Raw genomic sequence first — 19939 nt, forward strand, 5'->3', positions numbered from 1 at the left:
GCGGCCCGGCACCCCGCGGACGGCCACGCCACAGCAGGCGGCCGCCCGCGGGGCGCCCGTGCGTGGCCGCACAGTCCGGCACGACACAATGACCTCATGACGGACGCTCTCGCAGACCCGCACCACCTCCCCCACCCGGCCGCCGGCGGCGACGGCCCGCGCGACATCGTGATCCTCGGCTCCACCGGCTCCATCGGTACGCAGGCCATCGACGTGGTGCTGCGCAACCCCGACCGCTTCCGGGTGGTCGCGCTGTCCGCCGCGGGCAGCCGGGTCGCCCTGCTCGCCGAGCAGGCGCACCGCCTGCGGGTGCACACCGTTGCCGTCGCCGACGAGGCCGCCGCCGGGCCGCTGCGCGAGGCGCTGGCCGCCCGCTACGGCACCGAGCCGCTGCCCGAGATCGCCGCGGGACCCGGGGCCGCCGCCGAGCTGGCCGCCCTGCCCTGCCACTCGGTGCTCAACGGCATCACCGGCTCCATCGGGCTGCGCCCCACCCTGGCCGCCCTGGCGGCGGGGCGGGTGCTGATCCTGGCCAACAAGGAATCGCTGATCGTCGGCGGCCCGCTGGTGAAGGCCGCCGCCGCGCCCGGCCAGGTCGTGCCCGTCGACTCCGAGCACTCGGCGCTGTTCCAGGCGCTGCTCGGCGGCGACCGCGGCGAGGTGCGCAAGCTCGTCGTCACTGCCTCCGGCGGCCCGTTCCGCGGCCGCACCCGCGCCGAACTGGCCGGGGTCACCGTCGAGCAGGCGATGGCGCACCCCACCTGGGACATGGGCCCGGTCGTCACGATCAACTCCGCGACCCTGGTCAACAAGGGCCTGGAGGTCATCGAGGCGCACCTGCTCTTCGACATCCCGTTCGACCGGATCGAGGTCGTCGTCCACCCCCAGTCCTACGTTCACTCGATGGTGGAGTTCACCGACGGCTCCACGCTCGCCCAGGTGAGCCCGCCCGACATGCGGATGCCGATCTCCCTGGGTCTGGGCTGGCCGCACCGGGTGCCCGACGCCGCGCCGGGCGTCGACTGGACCAAGGCGGCCACGTGGGAGTTCTTCCCGCTCGACAACGACGCGTTCCCCTCCGTCGCACTGGCCCGCCATGTCGGTAGCCTCGGAGGCACCGCTCCGGCGGTGTTCAACGCCGCCAACGAGGAATGCGTGGCGGCGTTCCGCACCGGCCGGCTGCCGTTCACCGGGATCGTGGACACCGTCGCCAGGGTCGTCCAGGAGCACGGGACGCCGGCGGCGGGAACTCGGCTGACGGTCGAGGACGTCCTCGAAGCGGAGACCTGGGCGCGCGCCCGGGCGGTGGAACTGGCGCAGGCATCGGAGGCAGCGGGCGTATGACGGCACTCATGACGGTCCTCGGCATAGTCGTCTTCGCCGTCGGCCTGATGATCTCCATCGCCTGGCACGAGCTGGGCCACCTCACCTGGGCGAAGATCTTCAGGATCAGGGTGCCGCAGTACATGGTCGGCTTCGGCCCCACGCTGTGGTCCCGCAAGAAGGGCGAGACGGAGTACGGCTTCAAGGCCGTCCCGCTCGGCGGCTACATCCGGATGATCGGCATGTTCCCGCCCGGCGAGGACGGCCGGGTCACCGCCCGCTCCACCTCGCCGTGGCGCAGCATGATCGAGGACGCCCGCTCGGCGGCGTACGAGGAGCTGCAGCCGGGCGACGAGACGCGGATGTTCTACACCCGCGCGCCCTGGAAGCGCGTCATCGTGATGTTCGCCGGGCCCTTCATGAACCTGGTGCTGGCCGTCGCGCTCTTCCTGACCGTCTTCATGGGCTTCGGCATCAGCATGTCCACCACCACGGTCGGCCAGGTCGAGGACTGCGTGATCTCCGCCTCCGACACCTCGCACCGCGACGCGAACAACCCCTGCCGCCCCACCGACCCCGTGGCGCCCGCCAAGGCCGCCGGGCTCAAGGCGGGCGACCGCTTCGTCTCCTTCGACGGCAAGGCGGTCGGCTCCTGGTCGCAGCTGTCCGACGACATCCGCCGCCACCCCGACGACACCGTCACCGTCGTCGTGGAGCGCGACGGCCGCCAGGTCACCCTGCACCCGCACCTGACCACCAACACCGTCGCCAGGACCGACCGGGACGGCAACCCGCTGGACGGCACCACCAAGGCCGGCTTCTTCGGTTTCGCGCCGGCCAGCCACATCCAGCCGCTCGGCTTCACCGACTCCGTGCAGCACATGGGCGACATGGCCGACCAGGGCGTGCGCTCCCTGGTGTCGCTGCCCGAACGCATCCCCGACCTGTGGAACGCCGCCTTCCACCACGCCCCGCGCAAGGCCGACTCGCCGATGGGCGTGGTCGGCGCGGCCCGGGTGGGCGGACAGGTGTTCGCCCTCAAGGAGCCGGCGATCGACCGGGTCGTCACCATGGTGATGCTCGTGGCCGGCTTCAACCTCTCGTTGTTCCTGTTCAACATGCTGCCGCTGCTGCCGCTGGACGGCGGGCACATCGCGGGCGCGCTGTGGGAGGCGGTGCGCCGGCACGCCGCCCGCGTCTTCCGCCGGCCCGACCCCGGGCCCTTCGACGTGGCCAAACTGATGCCGGTCGCCTACGTGGTGGCCGGGATATTCGTCTGCTTCACGTTGCTGGTGCTGATCGCCGACGTGGTCAACCCGGTCAAGCTCAGTTCGTGATGCCCCGGGACGGGTGAGCTCCGGGGGCGGGGTACCGTAACCTCGATCCCGGAGCCCGCCCATGACGGGACCTTCGTTCCACACCTTGGGGATGCCACGCACATGACCGCGATTTCGCTCGGTATGCCGGATGTTCCGACCAAACTCGCCGACCGCCGCAAAAGCCGTCAGATCCAGGTCGGAAGCGTCCCGGTGGGCGGCGACGCACCGGTGTCCGTCCAGTCCATGACGACCACCCGGACCTCCGACATCGGGGCCACCCTCCAGCAGATCGCCGAGCTCACCGCGTCCGGCTGCCAGATCGTCCGGGTCGCCTGCCCGACCCAGGACGACGCCGACGCGCTGCCCATCATCGCCCGCAAGTCCCAGATCCCGGTCATCGCCGACATCCACTTCCAGCCGAAGTACGTCTTCGCCGCCATCGACGCCGGCTGCGCCGCGGTCCGGGTGAACCCCGGCAACATCAAGCAGTTCGACGACAAGGTCAAGGAGATCGCGAAGGCCGCCTCCGCCGCCGGCGTCCCGATCCGCATCGGCGTCAACGCCGGCTCCCTCGACAAGCGGCTGCTGGAGAAGTACGGCAAGGCCACCCCCGAGGCCCTGGTGGAGTCCGCGCTGTGGGAGGCGTCGCTCTTCGAGGAGCACGACTTCCGCGACATCAAGATCTCGGTCAAGCACAACGACCCCGTCGTGATGGTCAACGCCTACCGGCTGCTCGCCCAGAAGTGCGACTACCCGCTGCACCTGGGCGTCACCGAGGCCGGGCCCGCCTTCCAGGGCACCATCAAGTCCGCGGTCGCCTTCGGGGCACTGCTCGCCGAGGGCATCGGCGACACCATCCGGGTCTCGCTGTCGGCCCCGCCGGCCGAGGAGGTCAAGGTCGGCATCCAGATCCTGGAGTCGCTCAACCTGCGCCAGCGCCGCCTGGAGATCGTCTCCTGCCCCTCCTGCGGCCGCGCCCAGGTCGACGTCTACAAGCTCGCCGACCAGGTCTCCGCGGGCCTGGAGGGCATGGAGGTGCCGCTGCGCGTCGCCGTCATGGGCTGCGTCGTCAACGGCCCCGGCGAGGCCCGCGAGGCCGACCTCGGCGTCGCCTCCGGCAACGGCAAGGGCCAGATCTTCGTCAAGGGCGAGGTCATCAAGACCGTCCCGGAGGCCAAGATCGTGGAGACCCTGATCGAAGAGGCGATGAAGATCGCCGAGGAGATGGAGGCGGCCGGTGCCGTCTCCGGCGAGCCGCAGGTGAGCGTCTCCTGAGCACAAGCTCTCGGCCGGGTGCCGCGTACGGATTGCCGTACGCGGCGCTCGGCACGCCGAGCCGGGGCAGCATGCCCGTCCCGTCCACCGCCGTCCCCGACGGCCCGAGCGGCCGGGGGTGCCCGTGCTGACCCACCCGAGCGCGCGAGTCCTGGAGCCCGGCGACCTCGACGCCGCCCTGGCCGTGCTGAACCGCGACCCGGTGGCGAACGCCTTCGTCACCTCCCGGGTGAACATCGCCGGCCTCGACCCCTGGCGGCTGGGCGGCGAGATGTGGGGCTGGTACTCCGGCGGGCGGCTCACCTCGCTGTGCTACGCGGGCGCCAACCTCGTGCCGATCTGCGCCACCCCCGAGGCGGTGCGCGCCTTCGCCGAGCGGGCCCGGCGGGCGGGGCGGCGCTGCTCGTCCATCGTCGGCCCGGCCGAGCCCACCGCCGACCTGTGGTCGCAACTGGAGCCGTACTGGGGCCCCGCCCGCGAGGTCCGCGCCTGCCAGCCGCTGATGTCCACCCGGTCGCTGCCGGCAGACATCGCCCCCGACCCGCTGGTGCGGCGGGTCCGGCGCGAGGAGATGGACGTCATCATGCCCGCGTGCGTGGCGATGTTCACCGAGGAGGTCGGCGTCTCGCCGCTGGCCGGCGACGGCGGGCTGCTCTACCAGGCCAGGGTCGCCGAACTCGTCTCCGCCGGGCGGGCGTTCGCCCGCATCGAGGACGGCCAGGTGGTCTTCAAGGCCGAGATCGGCGCCGTCACCCGGCACAGCTGCCAGATCCAGGGCGTGTGGGTGGCCCCCTCCCATCGCGGCCGCGGCCTGTCGGAGACCGGCATGGCCGCCGTCCTGCACTACGCCCTGCGGGACATCGCACCGGTGGCGAGCCTGTACGTCAACGACTTCAACACCGCGGCGCGGGCGGCCTACCGCAGGGTCGGCTTCCAGGAGGTCGGCGCCTTCATGTCGGTGCTGTTCTGAGCCGTCCCGGGCTGTTCCGGGCTGTTTCGGGTTGTTCTGTGACTCCTCAGGCTGTTCCGTGCCGCCCCCGGGCGGCCGGGACCGATCACCGTGCTCCGTTTCGGCCGCTTCCACGGGACAATGGGAGCCAAGGGAAGGCTCACCGGTAGGGTCGCGCGTCATGGAGAAGGTAGTGGTCGGGCCGTGCGCCCTCGCCGAGCACGTGGACGAGGCGCTGGCCGTGCAGGCGGTGGCGTTCGGGCTCGGGCCCGAGGAGGTCGCCATCCGGCGGCAGATCGTGCTGCGGCACCTGGCCAACCCCGGAGCCCGGGCTCTGGCCGCGCACACCCCGGACGGCCGGATGGTGGGCTTCGTCTACGGGCTGCCCAACGACCGCGCCCACTGGTGGTCCGGCATAGTGCAGCCCTACCTGCGCGAGCAGGGCAACGACGGCTGGCTCGACGACTCCTTCGTCATCACCGAACTGCACGTCCTGCCCGGCTTCCAGGGCCGCGGCATCGGCCGCGCGCTGATCACCGAGATCACCGACACCGCCGACCAGCCGCGCAGCATCCTGTCCGCGATCGACGGCGAGAGCCCCGCCCGCCACCTCTACCGCGCACTCGGCTACCGCGACCTGGCCCGCCCGGTGCACTTCCCCAGCGCCTCGCGCCCGTACGCGGTGATGGGCGCCCCACTCCCGCTGCTGCGGCGCCGCACCGAGTCGGCCTAGCGCAGGGGCAGTCGGCGAACCCGCCGGGCGGAGTCAGCCCGGCGGAGCAGGAGTTCCGCGGGGCTGCCCGGGGAGGGAGCCTGAGCCCCCGGCGAAATCCGCCTGGCGCGAAGGGAATTCGCTGCCTGGCCGACGCCAGCGGGCTTCGGCCGACGTGAGCGGCTGGCACCCGGCCCCGAGGGGCGCGGCCCGCGGCTCACAGCCAGCCGGCGAACTCCAGCAGCAGCTCGCCGTCCTCACGGCCACCCACCGACAGGTACCACAGCCCGGCCTCCACGGCCCGGAACACCGCCCAGCCGCGCAGCCGTTCGACCGGCACCTCCAGCGACTCCGCGAGCGAGCGCACCCGGCGCAGGGCCGCCGAGCGCGACCCCGGGCGCGCCACCAGGGTGGCGAGGCGGTCCCGGGCGAGCCACGCCAGGTCGTAGGCCCGCTCGCCCACCAGCGGCTTGGGGTCGATGGCCAGCCACGGCATCCGGTCACCGGCCAGCACATTGCCGTGGTGGTAGTCGCCGTGCAGCAGCACCTCCTCCGGCGGGTCGGCCACCAGGGCCGCGTGCAGCTCCAGCGCCTCGTCCACCAAGGGACGCGCGTCGGCCGCCCACGGCTGCCCGCGGCGCTCGCGCAGCAGCTCCGCGAGGGCGGCGGTGCGGGCGGCCACACTCGTGAAGGGGTGCCCCTCGGCGGGCGGCACCCACAGCCGCCGCACCACCTCGGCGGCCTCCAGCATCGCCTTGGGCTCAGCGAGCGAGCGCAGCGAGACATCCGCGTGCAGCCGCTCCAGCAGCAGCACCCCGGCCTCGGGGTCGGCCCGCAGCAGCCGCGCCGCGCCCCTGCCGTCCCAGTGCGCCAGGGCGGCGTGCTCCTGGGCGCTCTCCCGGGTGACCATCCCCGCCTTGAGGACCACGGGCGTGCCGTCCTCCGTTCGGACCAGCACGACCATGCTGATCTGCCCGCCCGGCGCGAGGACCCGCTCGGCGGTCAGCCCCCAGCGCTCCAGACGGTCCGCCACGGTGTCCGGCAGTGCAGCCAGCCACGCCCGCCCGGCCTCGCCCTCCCAGGCGGCGACGGTGCGCGCCAGCCGCTCGGGCGGCTCCAGCGGTACGCCCCCGGAGCGGCCGTCCTGTGCAGCTGAGGCCATCTGGTGGGGCTCCCTCCGTGGTCGTGCCGGGTCGGCAAGGCGGTCAGCCCTTCTGCGCCGACCCGGGGAAGGCTACGCTTTCGCCGCTCCACCGCACGGCACGCACCGCCGCCGCGCGCAGCGCGCCGGCCGCGTCCCGCCGTATGCCGCCTATGGACGCCGCCACCAGATCGCCGTAGGCGCCGGCCACCCGCTCCTCCAGGAAGGCGGCCAGCCGGACCGCGTCGGCCGGTCCCTTCACCGGGAAGGGCAGCGCGTACCCGGCGTCGGCCGCCACCGGCACCGCGCCCAGGTCGGCCACCGTACGGGCCATCGCGTCCCTGGCGGCGCGGTGCGCGTCGTACGCTTGCTGCGCCTCGGACTGCCGCGCGAGGGCGACCCGCCCGCCGACCACGCCGTAGCCGTAGACCGCCGCATGCTCGGCCGCGAGTGCCGCCTGGGCGGCGGCCACGACAGGGGTCGCGCCCTTGGCGGCGGCCGTGCTGCTGGTGCTCATACCCCGCCGTCCTCGCTGCCGGTGCTGCCACCTGTGCCGGTGTCCGTGCCGGGCGTCGCGGGGGTCCCCGCGCCGTCGTCCGTACCGGTTCCGCCGTCCGTGCCTGCTGCCGCGCCCGTACCGTCGTCCGTGGACCCCGGAGGGGTACCGGTGCCGGTGTTCGCCGCCGCGTCCTGGCGCGGGCCCAGGAGCGCCACGTGGCCCGCGCCCGAGGCGGCCACCGAGGCGAGGAGGCGGGCCAGGTCGCCCGGGGCGTCGAGGAGCGCGGCGGACCTGCGGTCGGCGAGGGACTTCTCGGCGGCGGCCAGCCAGGCGAGCGCCTTGTTCTTGGTGTCGGGCACCTGGGAGGCCAGGCCCGTCGCCTTGGCGGCGGATCCGCCGCCAAGGGTGCCAGGTGCCTTGCCGCCGAAGGCGCGCACATGGCTGACGGTGTCCGCGCGCAGGGGCGCGAGCCGCTCGGCGAGGGCCGGGTGGACAGCGGCGACGGCGTCGTACCTGGCGGCCAGGGCCGTGCTGTCCCGCGCGGCCCGGGCGCGCACCGCCGCTCCCGGGTCGGCCGCCTTGGAGGCGCCCGAGGCCGTACCGCCGCCGCCCGAGCACCCTGCCACCAGGCCCGCGGTCGCCAGGGCCACGGCGCTACGGCGGGTCACCTTCGGGATCATGGCGGGAGTGTATTGCGTGGCCGCGGGCCGCCCGCGGGGGGCCCGGCGGCACCCGCCGCCAGGTGGCGAACCCCGGGCCCGCCGCTCGGGTAAAGTCGGGAATACACGCGACCTTCCATGACAACAGCAGACGCGGCCGAGGAGTCACCCGGATGAGCACCACCCAGAGCGAGAGGCTGCGCGCGCTGCTAGAGCCGCTCGTCGGCAAGGCCGGACTTGAGCTGGAAGAGGTCAAGGTGACCGCGGCCGGCAGCCGGCGGCAGCTGCTGGTGGTCGTGGACGCCGAGGACGGCGTGCAGCTGGACGCCGTGGCCGAGCTGAGCCGCGCGCTGTCCCAGGCGCTGGACGACTCCGGCGCCATGGGCGAGGCCGAGTACGTGCTGGAGGTGACCTCCCCTGGCACCGACCGCCCGCTCACCGAGCCGCGACACTTCCGCCGCAACACCGGCCGGCTGGTCAAGCTGCGGCTCAAGGAGCGCGGCGAGCTGATCGCGCGGATCATGACGGTGGACGACACCGGCCTGGACCTGGAGGTGCCCGGCGTCAAGGGCCGCCGGCCCAAGCCCGACCGCGCGGAGTTCGCCGAGATCACCGCGGCCAGGGTCGAGGTCGAGTTCAACCGCAAGGCCGACGGCGAGCAAGCGGCCGACACCGACACCGACCTCGACACCGGCGCCGACCCGCAGACGGACACCGGGGCCGACGACGACACCGCCGGGGACCTGGGCGCCGAGCCCGGTGCCGGCCGCAGCAGCGAGGAGGCGTAGCCGTGGACATCGACATGAAGGCCCTGCGGGGCTTGGTGACCGAGCGGCAGATCTCGTTCGACCTGCTGGTCGAGGCCATCGAGTCGGCGCTGCTGATCGCCTACCACCGCGAGCCGGGCAGCCACCGCCGGGCCCGGGTGGAGCTGGACCGCACCTCCGGCCACGTCACCGTCTGGGCGACCGAGGACCCCGAGGAGGCCGGCGAGGGCGCCGAGCCGCGCGAGTTCGACGACACGCCGAGCGGTTTCGGCCGGATCGCCGCCTCCACCGCCAAGCAGGTCATCCTGCAGCGGCTGCGCGACGCCGAGGACGACGTCACCTTCGGCGAGTACGCGGGGCGGGAGGGCGACATCGTCACCGGGGTGGTCCAGCAGGGCAAGGACCCCAAGAACGTGCTGGTCGACATCGGCAAGCTGGAGGCGATCCTGCCGGTGCAGGAGCAGGTGCCCGGCGAGGACTACGCCCACGGCACCCGGCTGCGCGCCTACGTGGTGCGGGTGGTCAAGGGCGTGCGCGGCCCCTCGGTGACCCTCTCGCGCACCCACCCCAACCTGGTGCGCAAGCTCTTCGCCCTGGAGGTTCCGGAGATCGCCGACGGCTCGGTGCTGATCGAGGCCATCGCCCGCGAGGCCGGCCACCGCACCAAGATCGCGGTCCGCTCCACCCGCTCGGGCCTGAACGCCAAGGGCGCGTGCATCGGCCCCATGGGCGCCCGGGTGCGCGCGGTGATGGCCGAGCTGGGCGGCGAGAAGATCGACATCGTCGACTGGTCGGACGACCCGGCGGAGATGGTCGCCCACGCGCTCTCCCCGGCCCGTGTCGCCAAGGTCGAGGTGGTCGACGCCGCAGCCCGGTCCGCCCGGGTGACGGTGCCCGACTACCAGCTCTCGCTGGCGATCGGCAAGGAGGGGCAGAACGCCCGGCTGGCCGCCCGGCTCACCGGCTGGCGCATCGACATCCGCCCCGACACCGAGCAGCAGGACCAGCGGCAGGATCAGCGGCAGGACTGACGTTCTTGAGCTTCTGCTGAGGTTCCGGCGGCCGCCGGGGCCTGATTCCGGACGAACAACCGTCCGTTGACCCACTCGAAGGAGTGAGGTCGGCGCGGGGAGGTAGACTTGGTCGTGTCTGGTCGGACGCCGACATCAGCATGCCCGGAGCGAACGTGCATCGGATGCCGTCGGCGCGCGGCCAAGAGCGATCTGCTGCGTGTGGCGGTGAGCGGGGGCGCGTGCGTCCCCGATCTTCGCGGTACGCTGCCCGGTCGGGGTGCGTATCTGCATCCCGCCCTCGCCTGCCTCGACCTGGCGGTCCGCCGTCGGGCGTTCGCCCGGGCCTTCAGGGGACCGGTGACACCCGACACCGCGGAGTTGCTCCGGTACGTCGAGCAGGCGGCACCGTAAGAAGGAAAGAAGTACGGCACGGGACAGCCCGTGCGGTCAGGTACCTCGCGAGATGGAAGTAGGTCGAGATTGCGATGAGCACTCGATGAGTACGCGATGAGTACGCCCATGAAGTAGCGACGGTCCGGCGGACGATCACCCCGGACCTAAAAGGAGCGAAGTGGCTAAGGTCCGGGTATACGAACTCGCCAAGGAGATGGGAGTCGAGAGCAAGGTCGTCATGGCCAAGCTCCAGGAACTCGGCGAATTCGTCCGTTCGGCGTCCTCGACGATCGAGGCGCCGGTTGTCCGCAAACTGACCGACGCTTTCCAGGGATCCTCCGGCGGTGGCGCCGGAAAGACCGCTGCGAAGCCGTCCGCGCCGCGCAAGGCGGCGCCCTCTCCCGTGGCCGGCCGCGGGAGCGCCCCGACGCCGGGCCCGACCCCGGGGCCGGCGCGTCCTGCTGCCCCGGCGCCGGCGCCCAAGCCCGGCACCCCGGCCGCCCCGAACGGCGGCTCCGCGCCGGCGTCCGGTCCGCGTCCCGGGCCCCGTCCGGCTCCGGCCCCGCGGCCCGCGCCGGCCGCGCCCGTGCCGGCCGCCGAGTTCCAGGCCCCGCCCGCCGCGCCGCCGTCGTCGGCGCCGCGTCCCGGCACCACCCCCGGCCCGCGCCCGGCCCGTCCGGCCGGCGGCCAGGGCGCCGGTCAGCGCGACGGCCAGCGTGACGGCGGCCAGCGCTCCGGCGGCTCCCGTCCGGCTCCCGGCCAGGGCGGTCCCCGTCCCGGCGCCCCGCGTCCCGCGGGCCCGCGCCCGGGCAACAACCCCTTCACGTCCGGCTCCACCGGCATGCCGCGCCCCGGTGGCGCGCCGCGTCCCGGCGGCGGCCAGGGCGGTGCCCCGCGTCCGGCCGCTCCCGGCCAGGGCGCCCCGCGTCCCGGTGGCGCGCCCCGTCCGGGTGCCCCCGGCGGCCAGGCCGGTCCCGGCGGTGCCCGTCCGACTCCGGGCGGCATGCCGCGTCCCCAGTCCTCCGGCCCGCGCCCGAACCCGGGCATGATGCCGCAGCGTCCCTCCGGCGGTCCCGGCGGCCGTCCGGGTGGTCCCGGCGGCCGTCCCGGCGGTCCCGGTGGCCGTCCCGGCGGTCCGGGCGGGCGTCCGGGTGGCGGCGGCTTCGCCGGCCGTCCCGCGGGTCCCGGCGGCGGTGGCCGTCCGGGCGGCGGTGGCGGCGGCTTCGGCGGCCCGCGTCCCGGTGGCGGTGCCCCCGGCGGCGGCGGTGGCGGCTTCGGCGGCCGTCCCGGCGGTGGCTTCGGCGGCCGTCCCGGCGGCCCCGGCGGCCGTGGCGGAACGCAGGGTGCCTTCGGTCGCGGCCCCGGTGGCCGTCCGGCCCGCGGGCGCAAGAGCAAGCGGCAGCGCCGCCAGGAGTACGAGGCCATGCAGGCCCCGTCCGTGGGCGGTGTGCTGCTGCCCCGCGGCAACGGCCAGACCGTGCGCCTGTCGCGCGGTGCCTCCCTCACCGACTTCGCCGAGAAGATCAACGCCAACCCGGCGTCGCTCGTCCAGGTGATGCTCAACCTCGGCGAGATGGTCACGGCCACCCAGTCGGTGTCGGACTCCACCCTGGAGCTGCTCGCCGACGAGATGAACTACGTGCTGGAGATCGTCAGCCCGGAGGAGGAGGACCGCGAGCTGCTCGAGTCCTTCGACATCGAGTTCGGCGAGGACGAGGGCGGCGAGGAGGCCCTGCAGCCGCGGCCGCCGGTGGTCACCGTCATGGGCCACGTCGACCACGGCAAGACCCGCCTGCTCGACGCGATCCGCAAGACCAACGTGGTCGCGGGCGAGGCCGGCGGCATCACCCAGCACATCGGCGCCTACCAGGTGGCGACGGAGGTCAACGGCGAGGAGCGCCGCATCACCTTCATCGACACCCCCGGTCACGAGGCGTTCACCGCCATGCGTGCCCGCGGTGCGAAGTCCACCGACATCGCGATCCTGGTGGTCGCGGCGAACGACGGTGTGATGCCGCAGACCATCGAGGCGCTCAACCACGCCAAGGCGGCCGACGTGCCGATCGTGGTGGCGGTCAACAAGATCGACGTCGAGGGCGCCGACCCGACGAAGGTGCGCGGCCAGCTCACCGAGTTCGGCCTGGTCGCCGAGGAGTACGGCGGCGACACGATGTTCGTCGACATCTCCGCCAAGCAGGGGCTCAACATCGACCAGCTGCTGGAGGCCGTGGTCCTCACCGCGGACGCCTCGCTCGACCTGCGGGCCAACCCCGAGCAGGACGCGCAGGGCATCGCGATCGAGGCGCACCTGGACCGCGGGCGTGGCGCCGTGGCGACCGTCCTGGTCCAGCGCGGCACCCTGCGGGTCGGCGACACCATGGTGGTCGGCGACGCGTACGGCCGGGTCCGGGCGCTGCTGGACGACAGCGGCGCCAACGTGGAGGAGGCACTGCCCTCGACTCCGGTGCTGGTGCTCGGTCTGACCAACGTGCCGGGCGCGGGCGACAACTTCCTCGTCGTGGACGAGGACCGCACCGCCCGCCAGATCGCCGAGAAGCGTGCCGCCCGCGAGCGGAACGCGGCGTTCGCCCGCAAGGGCCGCAGGTTCTCGCTGGAGAACCTGGACGAGGCGCTCAAGGCCGGTGAGGTGCAGGAACTCAACCTCATCATCAAGGGCGACGCGTCCGGTTCGGTCGAGGCCCTGGAGTCCTCGCTCATGCAGCTCGACGTCGGCGAGGAGGTCGACATCCGCGTGCTGCACCGCGGCGTGGGTGCGGTCACCGAGTCGGACATCGACCTGGCGACCGGCTCCGACGCGATCGTGATCGGCTTCAACGTGCGCGCCGCGGGGCGTGCCACGCAGATGGCCGAGCGCGAGGGCGTGGACGTGCGCTACTACTCGGTGATCTACCAGGCCATCGAGGAGATCGAGGCGGCCCTGAAGGGCATGCTGAAGCCGGAGTACGAGGAGGTGGAGCTCGGCACCGCCGAGATCCGCGAGGTCTTCCGCTCCTCCAAGCTCGGCAACATCGCCGGTGTGCTGGTGCGCTCCGGCGAGGTCCGGCGCAACACCAAGGCCCGCCTGCTCCGCGACAACAAGGTCATCGCGGAGAACCTCACCATCGAGGGCCTGCGCCGGTTCAAGGACGACGTCACCGAGATTCGTGAGGGTTACGAGGGCGGTATCAACCTCGGCAACTACAACGACATCAAGATCGACGACGTCATCGCCACCTACGAGATGCGCGAGAAGCCGCGCGGCTGACCCGCATCCCGCACGGGCGCTTCCCGGGGCCGGTCGGCGGAGTAAATCCGTCGATCGGCCCCGGCCGTCGCCTGTACCGTCGAGACATGTACGCGGGTACTTTGCGTTTCGACCTGCTCCTGGGCGACGTACGGTCGCTGAAGGAGAAGCGGTCCGTCGTCCGCCCGATCGTCGCCGAGCTGCACCGCAAATTCGCGGTCAGCGTGGCCGAGACCGGCGGCCAGGACCTCTACCGCAGGGCCGAGATAGGAATAGCGGTGGTGTCGGGGGAACTGGCACACGTCAAGGACGTCCTGGACCGGTGCGAGCGCTGGATGGTCGCCCGGCCCGAGGTGGAGCTGCTGTCGGCCCGGCAGCGCATCCACGGCGACGACGACTGATCCACCACCGAGGACGAAGAGAGAGAAGACGATGACCGACACCGCGCGGGCGCGCAAGCTGGCGGACCGCATCCGGGTCGTGGTCGCCGAGACCCTGCAGCGCCGGATCAAGGACCCGCGGCTGGGCTACGTGACGATCACCGACACCAGGGTCACCGGTGACCTGCGGGAGGCGACGGTCTTCTACACCGTCTACGGGGACGACGAGGAGCGCGCCGCCTCCGCGGCCGCGCTGGAGAGCGCCAAGGGGGTGCTGCGCTCCGAGGTCGGCCGGCAGACCGGTGTGCGCTTCACGCCCACCCTGGCCTTCGTCGCCGACGCCCTGCCCGACAACGCCCGCACCATCGACGACCTGCTCGCCAAGGCCCGTGCGGCCGACGAGGAGGTCCGCAAGGCCGCCACGGACGCGCAGTACGCCGGCGACGCCGACCCGTACCGCAAGCCCGCGGACGAAGCCGATGACGTGGACGGCGTGGACGGCGAGGACGGCGAGGACGGCGAGGACGGCGAGGACGAGGTGGCGGGCGCCCCGGACGGAGCTTCCGGGACGTCCTCGGATGCCTCAGATGCCTCGGAGTCCGGCGAGGACGGTCCCGCGCGCGCATGAGCCCCCGTTCCACCGGACCCTCCGGCCTCGTCATCGTCGACAAGCCCGCGGGGCTCACCTCCCACGGCGTCGTCTCCCGGCTGCGCCGGCTCGCCGGGACCCGGCGGGTCGGGCACGCCGGGACCCTGGACCCCATGGCGACGGGCGTGCTCGTCATCGGTGTGGAGAAGGCGACCCGGCTGCTCGGCCACCTCGCCCTCACCGAGAAGGAGTACACCGCCACCATCCGGCTCGGCCAGGCCACGGTCACCGACGACGCCGAGGGCGAGGTCACCTCCGCCGCGCCGGCGGCCGGGATCACTCGCGCCCAGGTGGACGCGGGGGTCGCCGCGCTGACCGGGCCGATCGAGCAGGTGCCCTCGAAGGTCAGCGCCATCAAGGTCGGCGGGGTGCGCTCCTACACCCGGGTGCGCGAGGGCGAGGACTTCGAACTGGCCGCCCGCCCGGTGACGGTCCGTTCGTTCACCGTGCACGAAATGCGGACGCCGCAGGACGCGCCCGAGGTGCTGGACCTGGACGTCACCGTGGTCTGCTCCTCGGGCACCTACATCCGGGCGCTTGCCCGGGACCTGGGCGCCGGCCTCGGTGTCGGCGGCCACCTCACCGCGCTGCGCCGCACCCGGGTGGGGCCGTACGACCTGGCGGCCGCGCGCACCCTGGAGCAGCTGGAGGAGTCCTTCGCGGTGCTGCCGATCGAGCAGGCGGCCGCGGCGGCCTTCCCGCGGTGGGACGTGCCCGCCGACGGGGCCCGGCTGCTCGCCAACGGCGTGCGCATCGCGACGCCCGCGCTCGGAGCGGGCCCGCACGCCGCCTTCGACCCCGAGGGGCGCCTGGTGGCGCTGGTGGAGGACGAGGGGGGCAAGGCGCGGATCGTGGCGGGCTTCGCGTCCTAGCCGTTCTCCCGCCTGCTTCGGCTGCCTCGGGCTGCTCCCGGTCGGTCCGGCTTGCGGGCTGCCGCGTGCCGTCTGCGGCGGACACGCGCCGTGACCGTGCAGCGGGGCCGTCTGTCCCCTGAACAGCCCCGCCCCACGATCCCCTCCACCCCCCTGACCTGTACCTATCCACTTCCCGCCCGGAAATCACTCCAATGGGCGGGCGCTCGGAGTGAAGCAGGGGGGCGCAGAGGGGCGCGTTCGGTATTCACCCTGTGCGAACGATCACCGGTCACCTACCGTCGAAGTACCGCCGAAGCGGGACGAAACGGGGCGCTTCCGGTGCGCTGGGCACGGGGGAGGTCGGGGATGGGTGGGGCACGGACGCCTGGGGGCGTACGCGGTGGTACGGGCGGCAGCCCGCTGATCCGGGTCTGCGACCTGGCCGGACGCCCGCGCGGCACCGGCTTCCTCGCGGACGCCGAGGGCACGCTGGTCACCAGCCACGAGGCCGTCGACGGGCTCGCGCGGCTGGTGCTGCACGCCCCCGGGGACCAGGTGTGCCTGGTGGAGGCCGAGGCGGTGACCCCGCTGCCCGCGTACGGCCTCGCCCTGGTCGCCACGGTGGGGCTCGACGTCCCCGCGCTGCCGATCGCCCCCGCCGGACCCGCGCATCCCGAGGGCAGGGTGCGGCTGCGGCTGCCCCAGCCGGTCGACGGCACCGTGACCGGCACCTGCGGCGCCACCTACACCGCCACCGACCGCTTCCACCTGCTGGACGAGGTCTACGCACTCGCCCTCGACGGCGCCGGCCTCACGGCCGCGGGCGCCCAAGGCGTCCCCTCTCCCGCCTCCGGCGCACCCGTCGCCGACGCCGCCACCGGAGCCGTGCTCGGCGTCATCGTCACCGCCCTGCACTCCGGCCACCGCAGCGCCGCGCTCGCGGTTCCGCTGCGTACCGACGAGGGTGGCGGACCTCTTGCCGAGGTGCTCGCGCGCAACGCGGCCACCGTGCCCGCCCACGGCCCGCATCTGAACCTCGCCGGGGCGCTGTGCCTGACCGCCGCCTCCGTGGGCACCCCGGCGGCCGGCCCCTGGCGGGAACCCGTCACCCGGCCCGGCCCCGCCGAAGCCCTGGCCGCCTTCCTGGAGGACCAGGGTCCGGCCGCCCCGCTCGTCCTCGCCCTCACCGGGGAGCCCGGCAGCGGCCGCACCACCGAGCTGGCCGCCTTCGCGCTGCAGCGCACCCGCGGCCCCCGGCAGGCGCCCACCGTATGGGTGCGTGGCGCCGAACTGCGCCCGGGCGACGGCAGTGTGCGGGACGCCGTCGAACGCTCGCTGCGCGATGCCGCCCGCACCGTCGGCGCCGGCGGCCTCGTGCCCAGCGGGGCGCACGGGCTGTCCGACGCCGTGGCCGGGCTCGCCCGCAGGTGCGGGCGTCCGCTGACCGTCGTCCTGGACGCGCCCGAGGAGATGCCGCCCGTCCTCGCCCACGACCTGCCCGAGTGGACCGCCCGCACCGCCGCCTGGCTGCACACCGCCGGTGTCCGGCTCGTCCTCGGCTGCCGTCCCGAACTGTGGGAGCAGATGGGGGAGTTGCTGCCACCGGAGATGCTGTACGGGACGAGGGCGCCCGGCGGGCGGCCGCTGCCGCCGTGCGTGCGCCTGGGCGACCTGCGGCCGGGCGAGGCCGCGCTGGCCCGGGCCCGCTACGGCCTGCCCGAAGGGTCCGTCCGTGAGGAGGACGCGCGGCATCCGCTGACGCTGCGGCTGCTGGCGGAGGTGCGGCGGGCGGTGGGGGAGACGGCGGCGGCGCCGCCGGGGGAGGAACCGGTCGGCGGCGTACGGGTGGAAGGCGCGGCGCCAGTGGAAGGCGGCTTCGTAGGGGCCCGCGGTGCGGGAGGGGCCGGCGGCGCCACGGAGGACTTCGGGCGCGCTGTCGTGTCGGCCGGATCCGCCGCGCCGGGGGAGGAGGCGCCGAGCCGCGGCGAGATCTTCGGCGCGTACCTGGACCTGGTGAGCCTGCGGATCGCCACGCGGCTGGCGGCAGGAGCGGTGCCGCCCGAGACGGGGCCGGGCGTGCGGCGGCTGGCCGCGCGGGTCGCCGGTCGGGTGCACGAGGCGGCACGGCACTGCCTGGGGCCGGGACAGGGGGAGGTGGACCGCGAGGCGTTCGAGGCGCTGTTCCCGTGGCGTACCGGGTGGGCGGCGGCCGTCCTGGGCGAGGGGCTGCTGGTGCCGGCGGGTGCCGGATACCGGTTCGCCCACGAGGAGTTCGCCGACTGGCTGCAGTCCCTCCACCTCGACCTGCCCACCGCCCTGCACGCCCTCGTCCACCGCTGGACCCCAGCCGCGGGCCGCCCCGCCCCGCCCGCGCCCGGCGGCGAGGCCCCCGTACGGCTCCCGTCGCGTCCCGGCGGCCGGGCCGGCCACCCGCCGCCGGTGCCCGCGGCACCGCCCGTCGCCCCGGCCGCGTACCCGCGCTCGCTGCCCGTACCGCGGCACCGGGCGGGCCCGGTCGTCCAGGCGCTGCGGGCCGCGCCCGAGCCCGCCCGGGCCGTCCATCTGCGAGCCCTTGCCGAGGCACTGGAGTGCGGTGCCCCGCCGCCCAGGGCGCCCGTGCCCCGGCGCGTGGGGCCCGTGGCGGCCCCCGAGCCGGACGGGGACCTCGACACGGAGACGGTGCCGATGCCCCGTACGACGGCCGACCTACGGCCGGGGGAGTCCCCCGTGGCCACCCTCAGGCGCAGGGAGGCGCAGTGGTGGGCGGCGCATCTGCTGCGGGAGGCGGTGCTGGCCGCGCCGGACGCGCGCCCTTACCGCGAGACGCTGCGGGCGCTGGCCGGGAGCATCGTCGTACGGTCCGTGGCGGCGGGCGGCTTCGCGCGCGAACCCCTGGGCGGGCTGGCGGCGTTCGGGCCCTGGTTCTGGCGCCGGCTGCCGCTGCCCGCGGCCGAACGGCTGGACCTGCTGCGGCTGCTGCTGCCCGCGGACGCGCCACCCGGCGGTCACGGTGCCCCGGGTGCGGCGGGCGCTCTCGCCGGTGCCGGGGGTTCGGGGGCAGGCGCTGCGGGTTCGGGTGCGGCGGGTGCTTCCGGCGGCGCCGGCGGCCTCAGTCGCACTGGCGCGCTCGGCGGTGCCGGTGCCCTCGGCGGTAGCGGCGCTCTCGGTAGTGCCAGCCGTTCTGGGCATGGCACGGCTCAGGTGGCCCACGGCGAGCCCGGCGGCGAGCGCTTCCTGACCGCCGTGGCCCGGCTGCTGCGCGACGATCCCGCGGTGGGCGTGCCGGCGGTGTGCGGCTGGCTGCGTGACGACCGGCCGCTGCAGGGCGGCCCGTTCGGCGCCGAGCCCGCCATGGGCCCACTCACCGTGGCCACCGCCGCCCAGGCGCTGCTCTACACCCAGTGCGACCGTACGCCCGACGCGGTGACCGAGGCGCTGGTGGCCGCCGGGCACCCGGCCGCCGACACGGTGCTGCGCGCCCTGGCCGAGGACGCCCCCGGCGCGATCTGCCGCGCGGTGGACCGCTGGGCCCACGACGCCCGGCCAGAACGCCACACCGCAGCCGCGGTGTACGGGGCCAGGGCCGCCGCCCGCACCCGGTCCGCGGACGACCGCGAGCACCTGCGGTACGCGGCCCTCGCCATCCTGGCCCGCTCCGAGGACGAGGCCCTGCACACCGCCGCCCTGGGCATCCTCGTCCGCGACCCCGCCACAAGGGTGCGCTACCTGCCCGCCGCCCTGCGGCGGTTCGCAGCCGCCGACCAGGGTCTGGAGGCCGCCGCAGTGGCCTCGGCGCTGCCCACCCATCCGGAACTGGTCCTGGACGCCTTCCGCGCCCGGCTCCAGGCGGGGCAGGGCACGGAACCGGACATCTCGCGGCTCCCCGCCCAGCCCGGCGGGCGCCCGTCCACGGGCGCGCCCCGCGCCCGCCGGGCGGAAGAGGCGCGCACTCCTGGCGTACGGCGCCGCGCGGCACCCCCCGACTCCCCGGCGGCGCCCCGTAGCCGGGGCCCGGCCACGCGCGACGCCGGGGACGTCCTGGCCGCCCTCGCCGACATCCGCGACCCCGCCCTTTCCCACCGCGTCGCCGACTTCGTGCGCCAACTCCTGCGCCACCACCCGGAGTCGGCCCCGTACGTCGCCCACTACCTCGACCTGCGGCTCGAAGGCGGCCCCGAGACGCGCGCCCACGTGCTGCCCTGGGCCACCGCCCTGCTGCGCGACCAGCCGCCCACCGTGCGGGCCGCGCTGCTGCCCGTCCTCGCCGCACCCGGCACCGCGCGGTCCCGGCCGCTGCGCCAGGAACTCCTCGACGCCGCCCTGGACTTCGAGCGTGATCCGGACGTGCTCGCCGCCCTGCTCGGCGCCGCCGCCCGCTGCGCGCCCGCCCGGCACCCCCTGCTCACCCGCGACCTCGTGCACCGCCTCGCCCTGCTGCTGACCCGTACGCCCGAGGGGGCCACCCGCTTCGACCGCACCGTCGTCGGCCTCGCCGCCGACCACCCGTTCTTCGCCCGCCTGCTGCGCAGTTGGGTCGACGACGCCCCCTGGGAGTCGCTGCTCGGCCCGAGCGCCAGACGGGGACTCACGTCGGCCATCCCCGCGCCCGCGGGGCTCAAGCCCGCTCCGGCACCCACGGGCCTGAAGTCCACCGGCTGACCCACCGCGCCGCGAGATGGCCGGAAACAGCCCAGGCCCGGGCGGAACGTGTGCGTCACCCCGGTGGAGACGGAAGGTCCGCGGGGTGAACCGGCGTTGTACA

16 protein-coding genes are annotated in these 19939 nt (G+C 74.7%); 13 read left to right on the forward strand and 3 right to left on the reverse strand.

The genetic code is table 11. From position 1 onward, the window contains the following. Nucleotides 1-96: 96 nt before the first annotated feature. From dxr to BLR33_RS28895, 5 genes are all read left to right on the forward strand, one after another. On the forward strand, nt 97-1344 hold the full coding sequence (dxr, locus tag BLR33_RS28875) for a 1-deoxy-D-xylulose-5-phosphate reductoisomerase (protein WP_093787581.1): 1248 nt from the start codon (nt 97-99) through the stop codon (nt 1342-1344). Beyond that, the gene (locus BLR33_RS28880; protein WP_093787582.1) at nt 1341-2660 is read left to right on the forward strand and encodes a M50 family metallopeptidase; all 1320 of its coding nucleotides are present in this window, start codon (nt 1341-1343) and stop codon (nt 2658-2660) included. Before dxr ends, BLR33_RS28880 begins: the two co-directional genes overlap by 4 nt. 102 nt (nt 2661-2762) lie before the next feature. After that, complete coding sequence (gene ispG / locus BLR33_RS28885; protein WP_093787583.1) at nt 2763-3917, forward strand: flavodoxin-dependent (E)-4-hydroxy-3-methylbut-2-enyl-diphosphate synthase; 1155 nt, start codon at nt 2763-2765, stop codon at nt 3915-3917. A gap of 127 nt (nt 3918-4044) precedes the next feature. Continuing rightward, entirely contained in the window at nt 4045-4887 is an 843-nt protein-coding gene (locus BLR33_RS28890) for a GNAT family N-acetyltransferase (protein WP_407639738.1), read from the forward strand. Nucleotides 4888-5047: 160 nt separating this feature from the next. Continuing rightward, complete coding sequence (locus BLR33_RS28895) at nt 5048-5599, forward strand: GNAT family N-acetyltransferase (protein WP_093787584.1); 552 nt, start codon at nt 5048-5050, stop codon at nt 5597-5599. Between the two features lie 196 nt (nt 5600-5795). On the opposite strand, the gene BLR33_RS28900 is transcribed toward BLR33_RS28895, so the two are convergent. Genes BLR33_RS28900 through BLR33_RS28910 form a run of 3 tightly spaced genes read right to left on the reverse strand, consistent with a single transcriptional unit; the run spans nt 5796 to nt 7898 of the window. Further along, complete coding sequence (locus BLR33_RS28900) at nt 5796-6740, reverse strand: aminoglycoside phosphotransferase family protein (protein WP_093787585.1); 945 nt, start codon at nt 6738-6740, stop codon at nt 5796-5798. 43 nt (nt 6741-6783) lie between these two features. Beyond that, a complete protein-coding gene (locus BLR33_RS28905) occupies nt 6784-7236 on the reverse strand; it encodes a ferritin-like domain-containing protein (RefSeq protein ID WP_093787586.1) in 453 nt (150 codons plus the stop codon). Further along, a complete protein-coding gene (locus BLR33_RS28910; RefSeq protein WP_176930573.1) occupies nt 7233-7898 on the reverse strand; it encodes a hypothetical protein in 666 nt (221 codons plus the stop codon). The genes BLR33_RS28905 and BLR33_RS28910 overlap by 4 nt, the downstream gene beginning before the upstream one ends. 152 nt (nt 7899-8050) lie before the next feature. Between BLR33_RS28910 and rimP the strand changes: the two genes are divergently transcribed. From rimP to BLR33_RS35380, 8 genes are all read left to right on the forward strand, one after another. Next, complete coding sequence (rimP, locus tag BLR33_RS28915) at nt 8051-8665, forward strand: ribosome maturation factor RimP (protein WP_093787587.1); 615 nt, start codon at nt 8051-8053, stop codon at nt 8663-8665. Nucleotides 8666-8667: 2 nt separating this feature from the next. Continuing rightward, entirely contained in the window at nt 8668-9675 is a 1008-nt protein-coding gene (nusA, locus tag BLR33_RS28920; protein WP_093787588.1) for a transcription termination factor NusA, read from the forward strand. A gap of 114 nt (nt 9676-9789) precedes the next feature. Next, entirely contained in the window at nt 9790-10068 is a 279-nt protein-coding gene (locus tag BLR33_RS28925) for a YlxR family protein (protein WP_093787589.1), read from the forward strand. Nucleotides 10069-10228: 160 nt separating this feature from the next. Further along, nucleotides 10229-13315, forward strand: a complete 3087-nt coding sequence (gene infB / locus BLR33_RS28930) for a translation initiation factor IF-2 (protein WP_093787590.1) — start codon at nt 10229-10231, stop codon at nt 13313-13315. A gap of 86 nt (nt 13316-13401) precedes the next feature. After that, entirely contained in the window at nt 13402-13695 is a 294-nt protein-coding gene (locus tag BLR33_RS28935; protein ID WP_093787591.1) for a DUF503 domain-containing protein, read from the forward strand. A gap of 31 nt (nt 13696-13726) precedes the next feature. Continuing rightward, nucleotides 13727-14302 carry a 30S ribosome-binding factor RbfA gene (gene rbfA / locus BLR33_RS28940; protein WP_245771734.1) on the forward strand — a complete coding sequence of 192 codons (576 nt, stop codon included), beginning with the start codon at nt 13727-13729 and terminating at the stop codon, nt 14300-14302. Continuing rightward, nucleotides 14299-15195: a tRNA pseudouridine(55) synthase TruB gene (truB, locus tag BLR33_RS28945; protein ID WP_093787592.1), complete on the forward strand. Its 897-nt coding sequence runs from the start codon at nt 14299-14301 to the stop codon at nt 15193-15195. The genes rbfA and truB overlap by 4 nt, the downstream gene beginning before the upstream one ends. Nucleotides 15196-15543: 348 nt before the next feature. Further along, nucleotides 15544-19836, forward strand: a complete 4293-nt coding sequence (locus BLR33_RS35380) for a serine protease (RefSeq protein ID WP_093787593.1) — start codon at nt 15544-15546, stop codon at nt 19834-19836. The last annotated feature ends 103 nt before the right edge of the window (nt 19837-19939 follow it).

The sequence above is a fragment of the Actinacidiphila guanduensis genome (genome assembly GCF_900103985.1).
Taxonomy (GTDB): Bacteria; Actinomycetota; Actinomycetes; order Streptomycetales; family Streptomycetaceae; genus Actinacidiphila; species Actinacidiphila guanduensis.